The 17,200-nt window shown below is 61.8% G+C and carries 16 protein-coding genes and 1 tRNA gene; 5 read left to right on the top strand and 12 right to left on the bottom strand.

Going from position 1 to position 17,200, the window contains the following annotated elements:
• Positions 1-181 precede the first annotated feature (181 nt).
• The 4 genes from ACIROW_RS09910 to ACIROW_RS09895 are packed head-to-tail and all read right to left on the bottom strand — an operon-like array spanning position 182 to position 5,703.
• Positions 182-1,081: a LysR family transcriptional regulator gene (locus ACIROW_RS09910; RefSeq protein ID WP_402274713.1), complete on the bottom strand. Its 900-nt coding sequence runs from the start codon at positions 1,079-1,081 to the stop codon at positions 182-184.
• A gap of 17 nt (positions 1,082-1,098) precedes the next feature.
• Complete coding sequence (locus ACIROW_RS09905) at positions 1,099-1,821, bottom strand: glutathione S-transferase N-terminal domain-containing protein (RefSeq protein WP_402274711.1); 723 nt, start codon at positions 1,819-1,821, stop codon at positions 1,099-1,101.
• Between the two features lie 4 nt (positions 1,822-1,825).
• Positions 1,826-4,936, bottom strand: a complete 3,111-nt coding sequence (locus ACIROW_RS09900) for an EAL domain-containing protein (RefSeq protein WP_402274709.1) — start codon at positions 4,934-4,936, stop codon at positions 1,826-1,828.
• A complete protein-coding gene (locus tag ACIROW_RS09895) occupies positions 4,933-5,703 on the bottom strand; it encodes a substrate-binding periplasmic protein (protein ID WP_402274707.1) in 771 nt (256 codons plus the stop codon). The genes ACIROW_RS09900 and ACIROW_RS09895 overlap by 4 nt, the downstream gene beginning before the upstream one ends.
• 421 nt (positions 5,704-6,124) lie before the next feature.
• Between ACIROW_RS09895 and ACIROW_RS09890 the strand changes: the two genes are divergently transcribed.
• Positions 6,125-6,427 carry a YciI-like protein gene (locus tag ACIROW_RS09890; RefSeq protein ID WP_402274705.1) on the top strand — a complete coding sequence of 101 codons (303 nt, stop codon included), beginning with the start codon at positions 6,125-6,127 and terminating at the stop codon, positions 6,425-6,427.
• A 63-nt stretch (positions 6,428-6,490) separates the two neighbouring features.
• Here the strand turns inward: ACIROW_RS09890 and ACIROW_RS09885 are convergent, their stop codons facing one another.
• From ACIROW_RS09885 to ACIROW_RS09870, 4 genes are all read right to left on the bottom strand, one after another.
• A complete protein-coding gene (locus tag ACIROW_RS09885; RefSeq protein ID WP_116436751.1) occupies positions 6,491-6,706 on the bottom strand; it encodes a glycine zipper 2TM domain-containing protein in 216 nt (71 codons plus the stop codon).
• A 171-nt stretch (positions 6,707-6,877) separates the two neighbouring features.
• On the bottom strand, positions 6,878-8,344 hold the full coding sequence (locus ACIROW_RS09880) for an efflux transporter outer membrane subunit (protein ID WP_402274702.1): 1,467 nt from the start codon (positions 8,342-8,344) through the stop codon (positions 6,878-6,880).
• An 8-nt stretch (positions 8,345-8,352) separates the two neighbouring features.
• On the bottom strand, positions 8,353-9,891 hold the full coding sequence (locus ACIROW_RS09875) for a DHA2 family efflux MFS transporter permease subunit (protein ID WP_402274699.1): 1,539 nt from the start codon (positions 9,889-9,891) through the stop codon (positions 8,353-8,355).
• Complete coding sequence (locus ACIROW_RS09870) at positions 9,888-11,030, bottom strand: HlyD family secretion protein (RefSeq protein WP_402274697.1); 1,143 nt, start codon at positions 11,028-11,030, stop codon at positions 9,888-9,890. Before ACIROW_RS09870 ends, ACIROW_RS09875 begins: the two co-directional genes overlap by 4 nt.
• 119 nt (positions 11,031-11,149) lie before the next feature.
• On the opposite strand from ACIROW_RS09870, the gene ACIROW_RS09865 reads away from it, so the two are divergent.
• Positions 11,150-11,602: a MarR family winged helix-turn-helix transcriptional regulator gene (locus ACIROW_RS09865; RefSeq protein WP_402274977.1), complete on the top strand. Its 453-nt coding sequence runs from the start codon at positions 11,150-11,152 to the stop codon at positions 11,600-11,602.
• A gap of 119 nt (positions 11,603-11,721) precedes the next feature.
• Here the strand turns inward: ACIROW_RS09865 and ACIROW_RS09860 are convergent, their stop codons facing one another.
• The gene (locus ACIROW_RS09860) at positions 11,722-12,201 is read right to left on the bottom strand and encodes a VOC family protein (protein ID WP_402274695.1); all 480 of its coding nucleotides are present in this window, start codon (positions 12,199-12,201) and stop codon (positions 11,722-11,724) included.
• Positions 12,202-12,387: 186 nt separating this feature from the next.
• Positions 12,388-13,137: an SDR family oxidoreductase gene (locus ACIROW_RS09855; RefSeq protein WP_402274693.1), complete on the bottom strand. Its 750-nt coding sequence runs from the start codon at positions 13,135-13,137 to the stop codon at positions 12,388-12,390.
• A gap of 96 nt (positions 13,138-13,233) precedes the next feature.
• On the opposite strand from ACIROW_RS09855, the gene ACIROW_RS09850 reads away from it, so the two are divergent.
• Positions 13,234-14,172, top strand: coding sequence for a cupin domain-containing protein (locus ACIROW_RS09850; RefSeq protein WP_402274691.1), 939 nt, complete (start codon positions 13,234-13,236; stop codon positions 14,170-14,172).
• Between the two features lie 26 nt (positions 14,173-14,198).
• On the opposite strand, the gene ACIROW_RS09845 is transcribed toward ACIROW_RS09850, so the two are convergent.
• Positions 14,199-14,274 (bottom strand) — tRNA-Thr (locus ACIROW_RS09845).
• Between the two features lie 178 nt (positions 14,275-14,452).
• Here ACIROW_RS09845 and rarD point away from each other — a divergent pair.
• On the top strand, positions 14,453-15,343 hold the full coding sequence (gene rarD, locus ACIROW_RS09840; protein WP_402274689.1) for an EamA family transporter RarD: 891 nt from the start codon (positions 14,453-14,455) through the stop codon (positions 15,341-15,343).
• 147 nt (positions 15,344-15,490) lie between these two features.
• Positions 15,491-16,051: a type 1 glutamine amidotransferase domain-containing protein gene (locus ACIROW_RS09835; protein ID WP_402274687.1), complete on the top strand. Its 561-nt coding sequence runs from the start codon at positions 15,491-15,493 to the stop codon at positions 16,049-16,051.
• Between the two features lie 103 nt (positions 16,052-16,154).
• On the opposite strand, the gene ACIROW_RS09830 is transcribed toward ACIROW_RS09835, so the two are convergent.
• Complete coding sequence (locus ACIROW_RS09830) at positions 16,155-17,159, bottom strand: class 1 fructose-bisphosphatase (RefSeq protein WP_402274685.1); 1,005 nt, start codon at positions 17,157-17,159, stop codon at positions 16,155-16,157.
• Positions 17,160-17,200 lie beyond the last annotated feature (41 nt).

Raw genomic sequence — 17,200 nt, 5'->3', positions numbered from 1 at the left:
TGTGGGGCAAGGAAAGGGCAAGACGATTGCCGGACGTTCGGCCCGGCAACGCGACATATGTTCTTTTTCTTATAGGAGAAATCGCGCAAAAATTATACTTGAATCCCTCTGTACGCAGGGACTGCACAGCAGTTCTTGCGCCACCCTTTTAATGTTGCCTTTTAGGCATCATCAAACTGAATCAACGTACTGCCTCCAGTGCGAAATCGATGAAGGCGCGAACTTTGGCCGGCGGCCGGTGACGCGAAGGATGCAGCGCATAGAGCGGAAAGCGTTCGTCGGGCCAGTCCGGGAAGATTTCCACCAAATGCCCCTGCTTCAGCACATTCTGCGCGCCCAGCGCCAGGATCTGGGCGATGCCGGCGCCGGCGCTGCATGCCAGCAGCATGGTGCCGGAATCGTTGAGGACGAGCCGGCCCGGCGGATTGACCTCGACTACTTTGCGTCCCTTGTGGAACACCCATTCATACGGCCGGCCGGTGGTCGGGTCGCGAAAATGGATGCACTGGTGGTTGATCAGCTCGGACGGATGCGACGGTTTGCCGTGCTTTGCCAGGTAAGCCGGCGACGCCACCGTGAGGATGCGCGTCTCCAGCAGCTTGCGCGCCACCGTGGTCGAGGTCGGCGGTTTGCCGAAACGGATGGCGACGTCGATGCCGTCGGCGACCAGGTCGCCGAGATGTTCGCGCGTGGTCAGCTCCAGCGTCAGGTCGGGATATTTTTCGAGGAAGGCGCCGAGATGTTCGGCCAGCAGCAGCCGCGAGAAGAAGGGATCGAGGTCCACGCGCAGCCGGCCGCGTACGGCGCTGGCCGAGCCGGAGGCGTCGATGGCGGCTTCTTCGATGCCCGCCAGCAGCGGCGCGACCTGTTCGTAAAAGCGCCGGCCTTCGTCGGTCAGGTTCATCGAGCGCGTGGTGCGGTCCAGCAGGCGCACTCCCACGCGCACTTCCAATCGGGCGATGGCGCGGCTGACACCGGAGTCCGACATGTTGAGCGCCTCGGCCGCGCGCGCAAACGTGCCGCGCTCGATCACCGCCGCCAGCACGCTGACGCCGGCCAGCAGGCGTCCGTCAAAGGACATGGCTTGCTTCCGGCCGATCAGCCGCGCGCAGGAATCGCCAGTCCCTTGATCACCGCAGGACGGGCGACGAAGGCGTCGAGTGTGCGCTTGATGTTCTTGAAATCCTGGAAGCCGACCAGCTCGCCTGCTTCATAGAAACCGATCAGGTTGCGCACCCACGGAAAGATCGCAATATCGGCGATGCCGTAGTCGCCCATCACCCATTCGCGGTCCGCCAGGCGCTGGTCGAGCACGCCGAGCAGGCGACGGGATTCGGCGACGTAACGGTCGCGTGGACGCTTGTCTTCGTATTCCTTGCCGGCGAAGCGGTGGAAGAAGCCGAGCTGGCCGAACATCGGACCGATGCCGCCCATCTGGAACATCACCCATTGGATGGCTTCGTAACGCGCGGCCGGATCCTGCGGCAGGAACTTGCCCGTCTTCTCGGCCAGGTAAAGCAGGATCGCACCCGATTCGAACAGCGCCAGCGGCTTACCGCCCGGACCGTCGGGATCGATGATGGCCGGGATCTTGTTATTCGGATTGAGCGACAGGAATTCCGGCGACATCTGGTCGTTGGTGTCGAAACTGACCAGGTGAGGCTCATAGGCCAGGCCGGTCTCTTCCAGCATGATCGAGGCCTTCACGCCATTGGGCGTCGGCAGCGAATACAGCTGGATGCGCTCGGGATGCTGCGCGGGCCATTTAGCGTTGATGGGGAAATCGGCAATCTTGGAAGCAGCGTTGGAAGAAGCTGACATGAGGTTACTCCATATCTAAAATCGGATCGAAGGCCTGGACGAATTGCTCGAATCCGTCCAGCGGCAGCGGCCGGCAGAAAAAGTAGCCCTGATAGGCGTGACATCCTGCATCGGCCAGGAAATTGCGTTGCGCGTCGGTCTCGACACCCTCGGCGATGACGCCAAGGCCGAGACTTTGCGCGAGTGCGACGATGGTCTTGGCGATGGAGGCATCGTTGGGGTCGATCAGGACATCGCGCACAAACGACTGATCGATTTTAAGCTGATTCAGCGGCAGGCGTTTGAGATAGGACAAAGACGAATAACCGATGCCGAAGTCGTCCAGCGAAAATTCGACGCCCTTAGCCTTGAGCGCATACATCTTCTGGATGATGTCCTCGACGTTGTCGACCAGCAGGCTTTCTGTGAGCTCGAGCTTGAGACGCTTGGGATTGGCGCCGGTGCGTTCGATGATGCTGCAGACGGTCTGGACGAAATCGGCTTCGCGGAATTGCTGCACGCTGACGTTGACGGCGATGCTCAGGTGCGAGGTCTCGGCGCGCAAAGCCCAGCGCGCCAGTTGCGTGCAGGCGGTTTCCATGACCCAGTTGCCGAGCGAGAGGATCAGGCCGGTCTCTTCGGCCAGCGGGATGAATTCCGACGGCGGCACGGTGCCGCGTTGCGGATGCTGCCAACGCACCAGCACTTCGGCGCCGGTCACGCGGCCGCCTTCGACCACTTGCGCCTGATAGTGCAGCACCAGCTGGCCGCCATCGATGGCCTTGCGCAGGCCGGCTTCCAGCGCAGCGCGCTCCAGCACCACGGTCTGCATGGCAGGATCGAAGAAACTCATGGAATTGCGGCCGGTTTCCTTGGACTTGTACATCGCCAGATCGGCTTGCTTGAGCAACTCGTCAATCGAAGCCTGGCGGCCACGGAACACGGTCGCGCCGACGCTGGCGGTGGTGCGGTATTCGATCTCGCCCAATTGATACGGCGAATCGAGCACGCTGAGGATTTTTTCGCCGATGGCCTTGGTCTGGCTGGCCGCTTCCTGCGGATTGCGGTGCAGACTTTCCAGCACCACCACGAATTCGTCACCGCCCACGCGCGCCACCGTATCGTTGGCGCGTACGCTCAGCGCCAGCCGCTGCGCCACCTGCTTGAGCAGCAGGTCGCCCTTGTCGTGGCCAAGCGTGTCGTTGAGTGTCTTGAAGTGATCGAGATCGATGAACAGCAAGGCGCTGCTGGTCTTGTTGCGCGTGCTGGCTGCAATCGCCTGCTTGAGGCGGTCGAGCAGCAGCGTGCGGTTCGGCAGGCGCGTGAGCGCGTCGAAGAAGGCCAGCTCCTTGATGCGCTCTTCGGCGATCTTGCGTTCGGTGATGTCGTGATGGGTGCCGACGTAATGCGTGACCACGCCATCATCGCCCTTCACCGCCGAGATGGTCAGCCATTCGGGATAGACCTGGCCGTTCTTGCGGCGATTCCAGATTTCGCCCTGCCAGCCGCCGGAGTGACGCACGCTTTCCCAGATGGCGCGATGGAAGGCCGGGCTGTGTCGGTCCGAGCGCAGCAGGCGCGGCGTCTTGCCGATGACTTCGTCGGCATCGTAACCGGTGATCTTGGTAAAGGCCTGGTTCACGCGCAGGATCCTGCTGTCGGCGTCGGTGACCATCATGCCTTCGAGCGAATCGAAGGCCACTGCGGCGATGCGCAGTTCGGCCTCGGCCTGCTTGCGCTCGGTAATGTCGCGGCCGCTGGTGCGAAAACCCGTGAACACGCCATTGGCGTCCGTGATGGGCAGCCATGACACCGACAGCCAGAACAGCGAGCCGTCCTTGCGCACGCAGCGGAACTCAAGGTCGTCACCGCGTTCGCCCAGCAAGCCCTTGTCGAGCTCGGGCACCACGCGCGGCAGGTCTTCCAGGTAAATGAACTGCGCTTTGAAGTTCGGCATCGCCATGCATTCCTCGACGGTGTAGCCGGTGTAATGGAATACCGAAGGATTGATCCAGCGCGGCTTGCCGTCCAGGCCCCACCAGACTTCCCAGTTGACGGTGCAGTCGGCGATGGCGCGGAATTGTTCTTCGCTGGTGCGCAATTCACTGGTCATCTTGTTGGCCAGGCGGATCGCGCGGCGCCGGCTCGACATCAGCAGCCAGGCCAGCAACGCCAGCAGCACGCTCAGGCCGACGCCGGTCAGCGCGGTCTGCACTTCGGCGTTGCGGCCGAAGCGCGTGGTGAAGTCGTCAAGCGTGTTCATCGACAGCGTCCAGTTGTGGCCGGCCACCACCAGGTATTCGGTGGCGCTGATCAGGGTTGGTTTCTTCTGGTCGAGTCCGACTGCCGAGTGATACAGCAAGGCGTCGGTCGACGGTTCGACGCCGTCGTAGATCGCGAACGCCACGCCCATCGGCTGTTCGCCGTACAGGCTGGCGACCACATCGCTCATACGGAACGAGGCATGCACCCAGCCGATCAGGCTGGCGCGGCGCTCGGCGATGGTCGATTGAGGCATGCCGCGCGCATAGATTGGCAGGTACATCAGAAAGCTGGGCTGGCCCTGGCCGTCGGCGTCGAGGTCCAGCTTGACCTTGCCGGAGATCGCCGCCATGCCGGAGTCGCGCGCTTTTTCCATGGCGCGCCGGCGATTGGGTTCGGCCCAGGGATCGAAGCCGAAGGTGACGCGATTGCGACCGACGTACGGCTCGCGCATGATGATCGGTGCGTAGTCGGGACGCTCGCCGGCGGGCCGGATGGCGTAATCGGTGAAACCGAGCTCGTGCATGCGCGCGATGTGCGCGGTCTTGTCGGCGCTACTGATCCACTCTTCCGCGCCGATGGCCTGGATGCCGGAAAAATTGGCGTCGAGATTGAGCGACGCGACATACTCATGCAGCGCCGTGCGGTCAAATTTGCCGTTGGCGGTGAACAAACCCTGCACGCCGTGCAGCATCTGTTCATAGCTCGAGACGCGCTGCTCGACGCGGCTGACCGCTTCGCGCAGGGAGAAATCGAATTGCGCGCGCAGCTCTTTCCTCGAGGCGTCGCGCTCGTGATCCCAGGCGACCCAAGTCACGCACAGGCCGGCGACCAGGATGGTCAACGGCAACAGGATTTGCCGTATCCAGTTCACGGCTCGGCCTTGAAGTCGACCATTGATGCCGCCAGCGAGGGTGGGAAATATTTTTCAAAGATGCGGCGGACAGTGCCGTCGGCGCGCATCTCCTCCACCAGCGAGCGCCACTTGTCGCGCTCGCTCGGCGGCAAGGCCTTGTTCGACATGATCAGCCCGTGCGGGATCGAGGGGTCATTGAATTCGATGATCGCGGTGACGTCGCGGATGTGCTTTTCTTCCACCACCGGATAGTCGAACGGCTCCATGATCATTCCCTGGATGCGATTTGCCATCAGTGCCTGGTATAGCGGATCGAGGCCGCCGGCCTGGGTCACGCGATTGGCGCTTGCCAGCTTGTCGACCAGGCGGTTGGCCGAGGCGCTGTAGCGGAAACTGCGGATCACGCCGAGCCGGAAGGTCCCGCTGCGTTCGAATTCGATCAGTTGGCGCATGCCCGCATCCTTGCGCACCAGCAAGTAATACTTGTTGCTGAAGTACCAGGCGAAGGAAGCGAAGCGGCGCCGCTCGGGACTGGCAATGCCTGACAGGCTGAAGTCGAGCGCGCCCGATTCGATCAGCTGCCAGATGCGCGCACGCGACATCAGGCTGACGCCGACCTTGCAGCCGCTGCGGCGAATCAGTTCATCGGCGAAGTCCTTATCGATGCCGGTGTCGGTATCGGCGGAATACAACAGGCCGTGGTCGTGCAGAGCGAGGGTATATGGGCGGGAGCAATCGGGACCGGCTGCCTGGGCAGCGCCCGCGACGCAGGTCATGAACAACATGCTGCATGCACAGACGATGCCGGCGAAGCGTCGGCGGATCACCGTTCCCCCGGCGGTAAGAATGACTGAAATACGGCCCCCTTCATGTGCACCGTGTACTGATTAAGTATTCTTTTGCGCGGCTTGCGGACGATTGTTTTTATTGCCGCAAACCAACAATGCGATGTTGTGCAAATGCGCGTACGAATTTGGTCCTGCTGCCGGTTATTTTCCTGATTCGTCCGGCATGGCGGACGAATGATGTTACCCGACGCCTATTGAAACTGCAACCGAGGAACACAGCCGGGAAAGGGGTGCTGAAGCACGCTTTGAAGTCGGCTTGGAAGTTCGCGTGGACGCTCTATTTGCGGCGCGCCGGAAGCCCGCAGAATGTCAGCGTACAATTTGCATCATCCACCATCATCATCCAAAAGAGGCCGCCATGCACTACGCCCTGTTTTATCGCTTCGTCAAAGACAGCAACACCGCCAAGCAGCCGTTCCGCAGCGAGCATCTCAAGTACGCCTGGGAAGCCAGCGCTCGCGGCGAACTGATCCTCGGCGGGGCGCTGGCCGATCCTGAAGACGAAGCCTTGCTGCTGTTCACCGGCGCTTCGCCGGAAGTCGCCGAGAATTTCGCCAACAAGGATCCCTATGTCCTCAACGGCGTGGTGACGCAATGGCAGGTGCGACCGTGGACCACAGTAGTGGGGAAAACTGCGGCGACGCCGGTACAACCGGTTTGAGGCAAAAAAAAAGAGGACCCCGCGGTCCTCTTTTTTATTGATCTTCAGGGAAGCAAAATACCCTTATCTGCCGACCTGATGTCCGATCACGCCGCCGACTGCAGCGCCGCCGGCGGTGCCAATGCCGCTGCCGCCGGTCAGGACCGCGCCGGCCACCGCGCCGATGCCGGCGCCCACGGCCGTGTTCTTGTCGCGTCGCGACATGTTGCTGCAACCGCTCATCGCCGCCAGCGCGCAGACCGTGATGGAAATGACTGTGATTTTTTGGATTGTTTTCATGATGAGAGTCCCTGTAAAAATAAGGTCGCTGCGTCGGTGGCTACTTTCGCAGCAAGTGGAATGTGGACGGCAGTTCGAGCCGCATTCTCGCCGAATAGTTTCGATCCCTCGATGCCCTTAAACAATCCCTTACAGTTGTTACACACCTCTCGATGAAAGATTGACTATCCGTCAACTACTCCATCCCAAACCCAACGCCTTCTGAATGCCGACGAAACTCCGCGTCAGCGCCGCCTCGGCCTGCGACAGGTTCTGTTGTGCGGCGATTTGCTGGCGGGTAGTGTCCAGCACTTCAATCAGGGTGCCGGTGCCGGCCCGGTAGCGTTGCTGCGCAAGGTCCAGCGCACGGTCGGCCGAGGCCTTGGTGCGCGCTACCGTGGCAACGGTCACGCGGCCGTAACGGAAACGCGACAGTGAATCCTCGGCATCGCGTAAGGCTTCGAGCACCGATTGCCGGTACTTCATCTCGGCCTCGTCGCGTACGCGTTCCGCTTGCGTGACACGCGCCTTGGCGCGCCCGAAGTCGAGGAAATTCCAGCTCAGCATCGGCGCCGCCACTGCCGTGAAATCGTCCAGCTTGGTCAGGTCGGATGGATGCGTGCCGCCCAGACCGATGACGCCGAAGAGTTTCAGGCTGGGATAGCGCGCCGCTTCGGCCTGGCCGATTTTGGCGGTGTCGGCAGCCAGCGTGCGCTCAGCGGCGCGGATGTCGGGACGCCGCCGCAACAGGGTCTGCGGATCGCCCACCGCGACTTGCGCCGGCGGCAGCGGCATCTCGCCAGCCGCTTTTGCCGCGAGCATGTCATCAAGCGTGCCGGGCTCCTGCCCCACCAGCGTCGCCAGTTGATTCAGATAAGACTCGAGATCGGCCTGCAGCGGTACCTGGTCGCTGCGCGTGCCGTCGAGCTGGTTCTGCACACGAATCAGGTCGAGATTGGAGGCCGTGCCACGGTCCAGCCGCTGGCGCGTCAGCGTCGCCATCTGCTCCTGTGCGCGGATCGATTCGTCGGCCAGCTGGATACGGCGCTGACGATCGCGCAGGTTGATGTAAGCATTCGCGACTTCTGCTTCGAGGCTGACCTGGACGTCGGCCAACGACGCCTCCGCGGCCTCGGCGGTGGCGGTGGCGGACTGCACCGCGCGCCGGTGTCCGCCGAACAAGTCGATTTCCCAGGTGGCGTCGAAACCGAGGCTGTACAGGTTCAGGCTGGTGGATGAGCCGGATGAGCCGGATGAGCTCGATGATCCTGAAGAACCCGATGAACCGCCCAGATTGATCGGCGGCAGGCGCGCATGTCCGGCCAGCGCAGAGGCGCCGACGCTAGGGAGTGAATTGGCCTGTTCCAGGTTGAGCGCGGCGCGTGACTGCTGCAGTCGCGCGCGGGCGATGCCGAGATTGGGATTGGCGTCGAGTGCGCGCTGCACGAGGTCATTGAGCACCGGATCGCCGAGCGCCTCCCACCAGCGGTTGACGGGTGCGTCCGCGCTGGCGGTATCCTGGCCGCGTACGAAGTGGCCCGATTGCGCCGCCACGGGAGCGGCATCGGGCGGACCGGAATAATCCGGGCCGAGCGCGCATCCGGCCAGTGCGGCGACGCACGCCAGTGAAACAAGTCGGAAGAGAGGAAGTGTTCGCATGATTTTTTTCAGTGAGCCGCAACCGGTGCGGCGTTGGTCGGCAGAGGCCGCAGGAACAGCACCAGCGGCGTAATGCACAGGATCGCCACGCCCAGCAGCCAGAACAGGTCCGCATAGGTCATCGTCAGCGCCTGCATCTGGATGCTGGAGCCGAGCAGGCGTATGGCGGTGTCTTGCCCGCCCAGCAGATGCGCTTGCGCCGCCATGCTCGACTGCACCAGCTCTGAATTGGCGGAAATGCTTTCTTCCAGGCGGCGACTGTGCAGCCACAAGCGCTGATCCTGGATCACGGCAATGCCGGCCAGCGCCAGCGAGCCGCCCAGATTGCGCGCGGCACTGTAGATACCCGCCGCGTCGCCGGCCTGCGACGCCGGCAGCGAACGGATCGCCGCCTGGTTCAGGAACAGCATCGCCAGCACCGTACCGACGCCGCGCATCAGTTGCGAGGCGACGAACGAACCACCATAGGACAGGGGGCTGAGGTCAGTTTCAAGGAAGGCGCTGGCCGCCAGCAGCAGCAGTCCGAACCCGACCGCCAGCCGGATGTCGACGGTACGCATGAGAAAAGGCGTGAACGGCATCATCAGAATCATCGGCACACCGGACAGCAGTACGATCACCCCCGACTGCAGCGAGTTGTAGCCGGCGATGCCGGCGAGGAATTGCGGGATCACATACGCCGTGCCGTACAGCGCTACCCCGACCGCCATCGCCATCAGCGCCACCGAACCGAACTGTCGATCGCGCAGCAGCCGCAACTGGATCACCGGATGCTTCGCGCGCCACTGGCCGATGGCGAGCAGGATGAATCCGAGCAGCGAAACCGCCGCCAGCCAGCGGATGTCCGGCGAAGAGAACCATTGCTCGCGCTCGCCCTCCTCCAACACCACGGTCAGGCCGCCGAGGCCGAGCGCCATGCCGGCAATGCCGAACCAGTCGGCCTCGGCCAGTTGCTCGAACTTCGGCCGCGCATACGGCACCGCCACCAGCAGCAAGGTGACCAGCGCGATGCCGACGGGCACGTTGATGAAAAAGGAATAGTGCCAGCTGACGTTCTCGGTCAGCCAGCCTCCCAGCACCGGACCGAGCACCGGACCGAGGATCGCGGTGGCGCCGAACAGCGCGTTGCCGACCGGCTGCTGTTCGCGCGGCAGGCGTGTGGCAATGATGGTCATGGCGGTCGGGATCAGCGCGCCGCCGGTGAAGCCCTGGCCGATGCGGCCGACGATCATCATCGGCAGCGTGGTCGACAAACCGCACAGCACCGAGAACAGTGTGAACAGGCTCGCCGCCGCCAGCAACAACGTGCGCAGGCCGAGCAGTTTTTCCAGCCATGAAGACAGCGGGATGATGATGATTTCCGCCACCAGATAAGCGGTGGCGATCCAGGTGCCTTCGGTGCCGCTGGCGCCGATCTCACCCTGAATGGTGGGCAGCGATGAATTGACGATGGAGATGTCCAGCGTCGCCATCAGCGCGCCGAGCGTGCCGGCGGCAACTGCCAGCCAGGCACTGGCATCGGCTTTCTGGCTGGAGGCTGAGCTCAATGCGTGCGCTCCGTCGCGGCGGTATCGACTTCGGCCGTGACCGAGAGGCCTGCGACGAAGACCTTGCGGTCTTCCGCCGAGGCGTCAACAGCGATGCGCACCGGCACGCGCTGGACGATCTTGGTGAAGTTGCCGGTCGCGTTCTGCGGCGGCAGCAGCGAGAATTGTGCGCCGGTGCCGGGGGAGATGCTTTCCACGTGGCCCTTGAATTTTGTGCCCGGCAAGGCATCCATCTTGATCGCCACGGGCTGGCCGTTGCGCATGCTGCCGATCTGGGTTTCCTTGAAGTTGGCGACCACGTAGAAGTCGGTCGGCACCACCGTCATCAAGCGTGTCCCGGCCGACACGAATTGACCGACGCGCACCTGCTTGTCACCGACGCGGCCCGCCACGCTGGCGGTGACCTGGGTGGAGCCGAGATTGACGTTGGCGGCGTCAAACTGCGCCCGCGCCGTCTCGCCTTGGGCTTGCGCCTGGCGTACCTGCGCCTCAATCGAATGCACGCGCAACTGCGCCGCTTCCAGCGCCGCGCGACGCGAGGCCACGGTGGACTTCGCCTGCGCCGCCTGGTTGCGCAAGGTGGTCAGCCGTTCACGCGTTTCGGCGCCGCTGGCGGCCAGCGGCGTGTAGCGCTCCACTTCGGACACGGCAAAGCGCGCATCTTCCTCCGCCGAACTCAGTTGCGCCTGGGCCTGGCTGATGGCGGCCTTCTGCTCCTGAAGCTGCGCCTTGGCGGCGTCTTCGCTGGCGGTGGCGGCATCGATCTGCGCCTTCGACTGCGAGGACTGCGCGGCGTAGTCGCGCGCGTCGATGCGCACCAGCGGCTGGCCGGCCTTGACGTCCTGGTTGTCGATGACGAAGACCTGCTCGACATAGCCGGAAACCTTGGGCGCGACGGTCACGCTGTCGGCATAGACGAAGGCGTCATTGGTGCTCTCCAGATATTTTCCGCGCAGTTCGTAGTAGATGAACCAGGCGACGATGACGATCAGCACAACCACCAGCAGCGAGCGCAGGATCAGCCTGGCGCGCAGGCTCATTTTTTTCTTGGGCTTGTCACTCTTGGGATTTGCCTCTTTCGGATTTGCATCCGGAGGGTTCTGCGTCGCATCGGGGCGATTATCTACCGCGTCGGTCATGTTTGTTTTATCCTGAACTGGTTTCATAAAGCAAAGCCGGCGTCAGTCGGTCAATGCTTGCAAATCGGCTTGCCGAAAAAATTAGTGAGGTACCATATAATATGGCATTAACAAAAAATATGTCCACCACCTTTACAAACGACTACACCGAAGCCGCGGAAGCCCTGCGCGACTTTTACCTGCGCTCGCACCGCGCGCTTGACAAGCGCCTCGCCGGCCAGGGTGCGACCATTGCACGCATCAAGATCATGAGCCTGATCAAACGCGAGGGGAAAGTGCGCTCGACCGATCTTGCCGAAGCGTTCGGCTTCGCGCCGCGCACGATTACGGAAGCCGTGGACGGCCTGGAACGCGAGGGACTTGTCGAGCGAACAACAGACGAGAGCGACCGCCGCGCCAAATTCATTTCTTTGACAGCGTCGGGCAAAAAAGTGCTGCGCGCCTCCGAGCCGGTGCGCAAGCAGTTTGGCGATCAGTTGTTCGAGGCCTTGAGCAGGGAAGAGATTGCGCAGCTGACGCTGCTGCTGGGCAGGCTCAATGCGCGCTTGCTTGAATTGGAAGAAGAGAAGTAATCCGCTGACGCGAAAATCAGCAATCCATCACCGGGGGAATCCGCCGCACTCTGACGAAGACGATCCCCTGGGTGCATTCAAGAACGCGGACAGGCATGCAGATGCCTGCCGCAAAAAAATCAACCGCGCACGGCGGCTTCAATCGCTGCAACGTCGATTTTCCGCATTGTCATCATGGCGTCGAATGCGCGTTTGGCCGCAGCCGGGTCAGAACCCATGACTGCATCCGTGAGCACGCGCGGCGTGATCTGCCACGACAAACCCCACTTGTCCTTGCACCAGCCACAGGCGCTCTCCTGGCCACCGTTGCCGACGATCGCATTCCATAGGCGGTCAGTTTCTTCCTGGTCGTCGGTGGCGACCAGGAAAGAAAAAGCCTCGCTATGCCGGAACGCCGCACCGCCGTTCAGGCCGAGACAGGGAATGCCCAATACCGTGAACTCGACCGTCAGAACGTCGCCCTGTTTGCCGGAAGGATAGTCGCCGGGCGCACGATGGACCGCGCCGACCGCGCTGTCGGGGAAGGTTGCGGCGTAGAACTGCGCGGCCTCCAGCGCGGCGCCGTCGTACCAGAGGCAGAGTGTGGTTTTACTGGTCATGGTGGAGTCTCCTGAATGGGGGCGGATAGATAACTCGGGGCGATCTTGCCGATGATATTTTGCCAAGCTGCCGGCTGGCTGTCCCGTGTGTTTTCGATCCGGCTTCTCAGAAATAGTGCCGACGAATTCGCCTGAAATATCCGCCCTATTCCCTTTTCCCGCCCATTCAACGTCCCTCACATGGTGCTAACCAACTTCGTTAAACCATTCAACCGCATCCGCACCGGCCGGAACGCGGAATCCGCTCTGACCGTCTTGCACGACCTGCCAGACTGCTTCCGCAACATCCACCGAATGCGTCACCGGACCAGAATAATTCTGGAATCCCGACAGCACCGCATTCATCGTCGCGGCGTAATCCTCGGGGAACACTTGCGCCACGCGCGCATGGGCGTTGCTGGCAAAGGCTGTTTCCGGCGCCATGCCTGGCAGCACCACGCCGACGCGTATGTTGAACTCGTTCAGTTCCAGCGCCAGGGATTTGGTGAAGGCGACAACCGCTGCCTTGCTGGCGGTGTAGACAGGCAGCAGCGGCAAGGCCTTCAGCGTCACGGACGAAGCCACATTGACGACAACACCCGACCTGCTTGCCCGGAACTGCGGCAAAAATGCCTGCGTCACCGCCATCGTACCGAAGGTATTCGTTTCAAATACTTCGCGTACCGCATCCATCGAGGTGCTTTCGAACGGCCCCAGCATGCCGACGCCGGCATTGTTCACCAGAACGTCGATGGCCCCGGCTTCTTCGACCAGACGACGGATGCTTTCGGCATCAGTGACGTCCAGCTTCAGGACGCGCAGATGTTCAGACTTCGGCAGTACATCGTCGTTCGGTGTGCGCATGGTGGCGATAACTTTCCAGTTGCGGTCCAGGAAATGTTTGGCGATTTCCAGACCGAAGCCGGAAGAGCAGCCAGTGATCAAAACGGTTTTCATGTGCATCCTTTCATTGTCAGGGGAAGCATGACAATAACTGGCATGAACAAAACCATCTACAATCCAAAGTCCTAGATTTGTTTGCGAGAGTCCAGCATGGTGGATCCCCTGACGTCCGTTGTCACCCTACTCCAGCCCAAGATGTCCTATACCAAAATCGTGACCGGGGCAGGACGTTGGGGAGTGCGCGGCAAACTTGAAGAAGCGCCGTTGTGCTGCTGCGTGGTGTTGGAAGGAAAGATCCGCTATACGGTCGATGAGTCGGAGCTGGTTGCCGAAGCGGGCGATTTCCTGCTGATTCCGTCGATGTCGACATTTTCGGCGAGCAGCTTCGAAGCCCCTCTTGAGAGCGAATGGCAATCCGAACCGGTGGTGCTGGAAAACGGCGAACATCGCAACGGCGCGGTATCGGCCGAGGCCGATGTGCGATCGCTGGTGGGCTTCTGTCAGCTGACGTCGCCGGACGCCGCGTTGCTGTTGACGCTGCTGCCGAAGGTGATCCTCATTCGCGGCGATGCCCGCCTGACGGCGCTGGTGCAGTTAGCCATCGACGAAGCGCGTTCACAGCGCCCGGCGCGGGAAGTGGTGATCGAACGCCTGCTGGAAGTTTTGCTGATTGAGGCATTGCGCTCTTCCAACAACGCGGTGACGTCACCCGGCCTGTTGCGCGGTCTGGCCGATATCCGCCTGGCGAACGCGATCCGGCGCATCCACGAAAGTCCCGAGGAGCCTTGGACCGTCGCGCTTCTGGCGAAAGAATCGGCGCTGTCGCGCTCCTCTTTTTTCCAGCGATTCAGCGCGGCCCTGGGCGTCACACCGATGGACTATCTGCTGTCGTGGCGGATGGCGTTGGCAAAAAGATTTCTTGAGCAGAAAAAAGCGATCACCGAGGTGGCGGCGCTGGTCGGCTACAGTTCATCCAGCACGTTTACGGTCGCCTTCACCCGTCATACGGGCATGCCGCCGGGGCAATATTCGAAATCGCGGAAAAATGCGGGAGCTGGAAATGCCGACGAGGTGCCTGCGATGTCGTGAATTCCGGTCACGGCCACTGGGGGGACTGGTGCTGATGAGAGGAATCGAACCTCCGACCTACTGATTACGAATCAGTTGCTCTACCAACTGAGCTACATCAGCCCAAGCAATATTTTAGCAAACATCGGCTGTTCCAAAATCGGCCGGAAAGACCGCTCGTTTGTCCCAAAGCAGCGAGACTTCATGCTTTCTTCACATGAGTCCAAGCAGCATCTTCGCGTCAACGTTACAATCGCCATCGCACCATGTTGGTGCCTTGTTCGATTACCACTCTTCCCCCATGAATCATTCCGAAACGGCGCGCGGCATCGCTTTGTCGGTGACGGCGTCGCTGCTGTTCGCCCTTCTTTCCGCTTACACCAACTGGCTGACGCCGCTGGACGGGCTCGACATTTTTGCCTGGCGTATCTTGTGGACCTTGCCGCCGGCGCTGTTGCTGATCGTCTGGCGCAAACATGGCGCACAACTGGGCAATGCCGTTCTTGCATTGCTGCGCAGCCCGGTGCAGGCGCTGCTGTTCGTGGCGATGACGGCGATGCTGGGCGTGCAACTGTGGCTGTTCCTGTGGGCGCCGGTGAATGGGCGCGCGCTGGAGGTGTCGCTCGGGTACTTCCTGCTGCCGCTGGCGATGGTGCTGATCGGTCGCTTCTATTATCACGAGCGGCTCGACGTGTGGCAGCACATTGCCGTGGTGTGCGCAGTCATCGGCGTGCTGCACGAGCTGTGGATGACGCGCGCGTTTTCGTGGCCGACGCTGCTGGTGGCGCTGGGGTATCCGCCGTATTTCATGATGCGGCGCCGCCTCAAGCTGGATTCGCTGGTGATCTTCATCATGGAGATTGCCCTGCTCACGCCGGTGGCGCTGTACACGCTGGCGATCAGCCCCAACCTTGCCGGTGTGTGGCAGCGTCCGGACATGTACCTGCTGCTGTTGCCGGGCCTCGGCCTGCTCAGCACGGTGGCGCTGGATTGCTATCTGCGCGCCAGCCGCCTGTTGCCGATGGGCCTGTTCGGCATCCTCGGCTACGTCGAACCGGTGTTGCTGGTGGTGGTGGCGATCATCCTGCTCGATGAAACGCTGAGCGCGGCGCAGCTGTGGACGTATATCCCGATTTGGATGTCGGTGGGCTTCACCGCGATCCACAGCGTGCGGCTGATGCAGCGGCGCTGACGCCGTCATCCTCGTCGTCGCTATTCCGACGCCGCCTTCAGCGCTACGCTGATAGGCGGCGTTGTCGTATGGGTGCAGCATGGTCGTTCTGCCGGCAGCCATATTTATTTGCTGCCGGGACGACGAACCCCACATGGAGAAATCATCATGGCCAATCCATCTACATCTACGACATCCTCACAGCAGCGTGTTGCCATCCTCGCCACCGACGGCTTTGAACAAGCCGAGCTGCTGGAACCGAAGAAGGCGCTCGAAGCCGCCGGCGTCAAAGTCGACGTGATCTCCGCCAAGGCCGGTTCATTGCAAGGCTTCAAGCACGTCGACAAGGGCGAACAGGTCAAGGTCGACAAGACCTTCGACCAGGCGCATCAGGAAGATTACGCCGCCGTGCTGCTGCCGGGCGGCGTGGTCAACGGCGACGCCATGCGGCTGGTGCCGGAAGCGGTCAAGTTCGTGCAGCAGGCCGACGCCGCGCACAAACCCATCGCAGCAATCTGCCACGGCGGCTGGCTGCTGATCTCGGCCGGTCTTGCCAAGGATCGCACGGTGACCAGCTGGCCGAGTTTGCAGGATGACTTCGAGAACGCCGGCGGCAAGTGGGTCGACCGTGAAGTGGTGCAGGACGACAACTTCATTACCTCGCGCAAGCCGGACGACATCCCGGCGTTCAACAAGACCTTGCTGGCGGCGTTGAAGAAAGCCGCTTAGATTTCACCAACGTCAGTGCAATAAAAAAGGGACTTGCATTGCAAGTCCCTTTTTGCTGGTCCGACGATCCGACAAGGAAAACTTATTCCTTGCTTACTCTTTGTTATTCCTTGTGATAACCGGTGACGCGCTCGACTTCGTTCTTCGAACCCAGGAACACCGCGACGCGTTGGTGCAGCTTCTCCGGCTGGATGTCGAGAATGCGCTGGTCGCCGTTGGTGGCGGCGCCGCCGGCCTGCTCGACGATGAAGGCCATCGGGTTGGCTTCGTACATCAGGCGCAGCTTGCCTGGCTTGTCCGGTTCACGCGCATCGGCCGGGTACATGAAGACGCCGCCGCGGTTGAGGATACGATGCACGTCGGCGACCATGGAGGCGATCCAGCGCATGTTGAAGTCCTTGCCGCGCGGACCAGTGGAGCCGGCCAGCATTTCGTCGACGTAGCGCTTGACCGGCGGATACCAGTGACGCGCGTTGGAGGCGTTGATGGCGAATTCCTTGGTGTCGGCGGGAATCTGCATGTCGCGCTGGGTCAACACCCAGGCGCCCATTTCGCGGTCCAGCGTGAAGCAGTGCACGCCATCGCCGGTGGTCAGCACCAGCACGGTTTGCGGGCCGTAGACGGCGTAGCCGGCGGCGACTTGCTTGGTGCCCGGTTGCAGGAAGTCTTTTTCCGACGGCGTGGTCATGCCGTCGGGCGCCTTCAGCACCGAGAAGATGGTGCCGATGGAAACGTTGACGTCGATGTTGCTGGAGCCGTCCAGCGGATCGAACATCAGCAGGTATTCGCCTTTGGGATAGCGGTTGGGAATCGGATGGATGGTTTCCATTTCTTCCGACGCCATGCCGGCCAGGTGGCCGCCCCATTCATTGGCTTCAAGCAGGATTTCATTGGAGATCACGTCCAGCTTCTTCTGCACTTCGCCTTGCACGTTTTCGCTGCCGGCGCTGCCCAGTACTTCACCGAGCGCGCCCTTGCCGACGGCGTGGCTGATGCTCTTGCAGGCGCGGCCGACGACTTCGATCAGCAGGCGCAGTTCGGACGGGATCTTGTTGTGCAGGCGCTGCTGCTCGATCAGATGCTGGGTAAGGCTGATGCGTTTGGTCATGATGCTCTCTCTAAAAATCAATTCAAAATCATTGCTGCCGG

Origin of the sequence: Herbaspirillum sp. NPDC101397 (genome assembly GCF_044767325.1) — a bacterium.
Taxonomy (GTDB): Bacteria; Pseudomonadota; Gammaproteobacteria; order Burkholderiales; family Burkholderiaceae_D; genus Herbaspirillum.
Note: the sequence above shows the minus strand (reverse complement) of the source record. Positions and strands in the feature narration are given on the sequence as shown.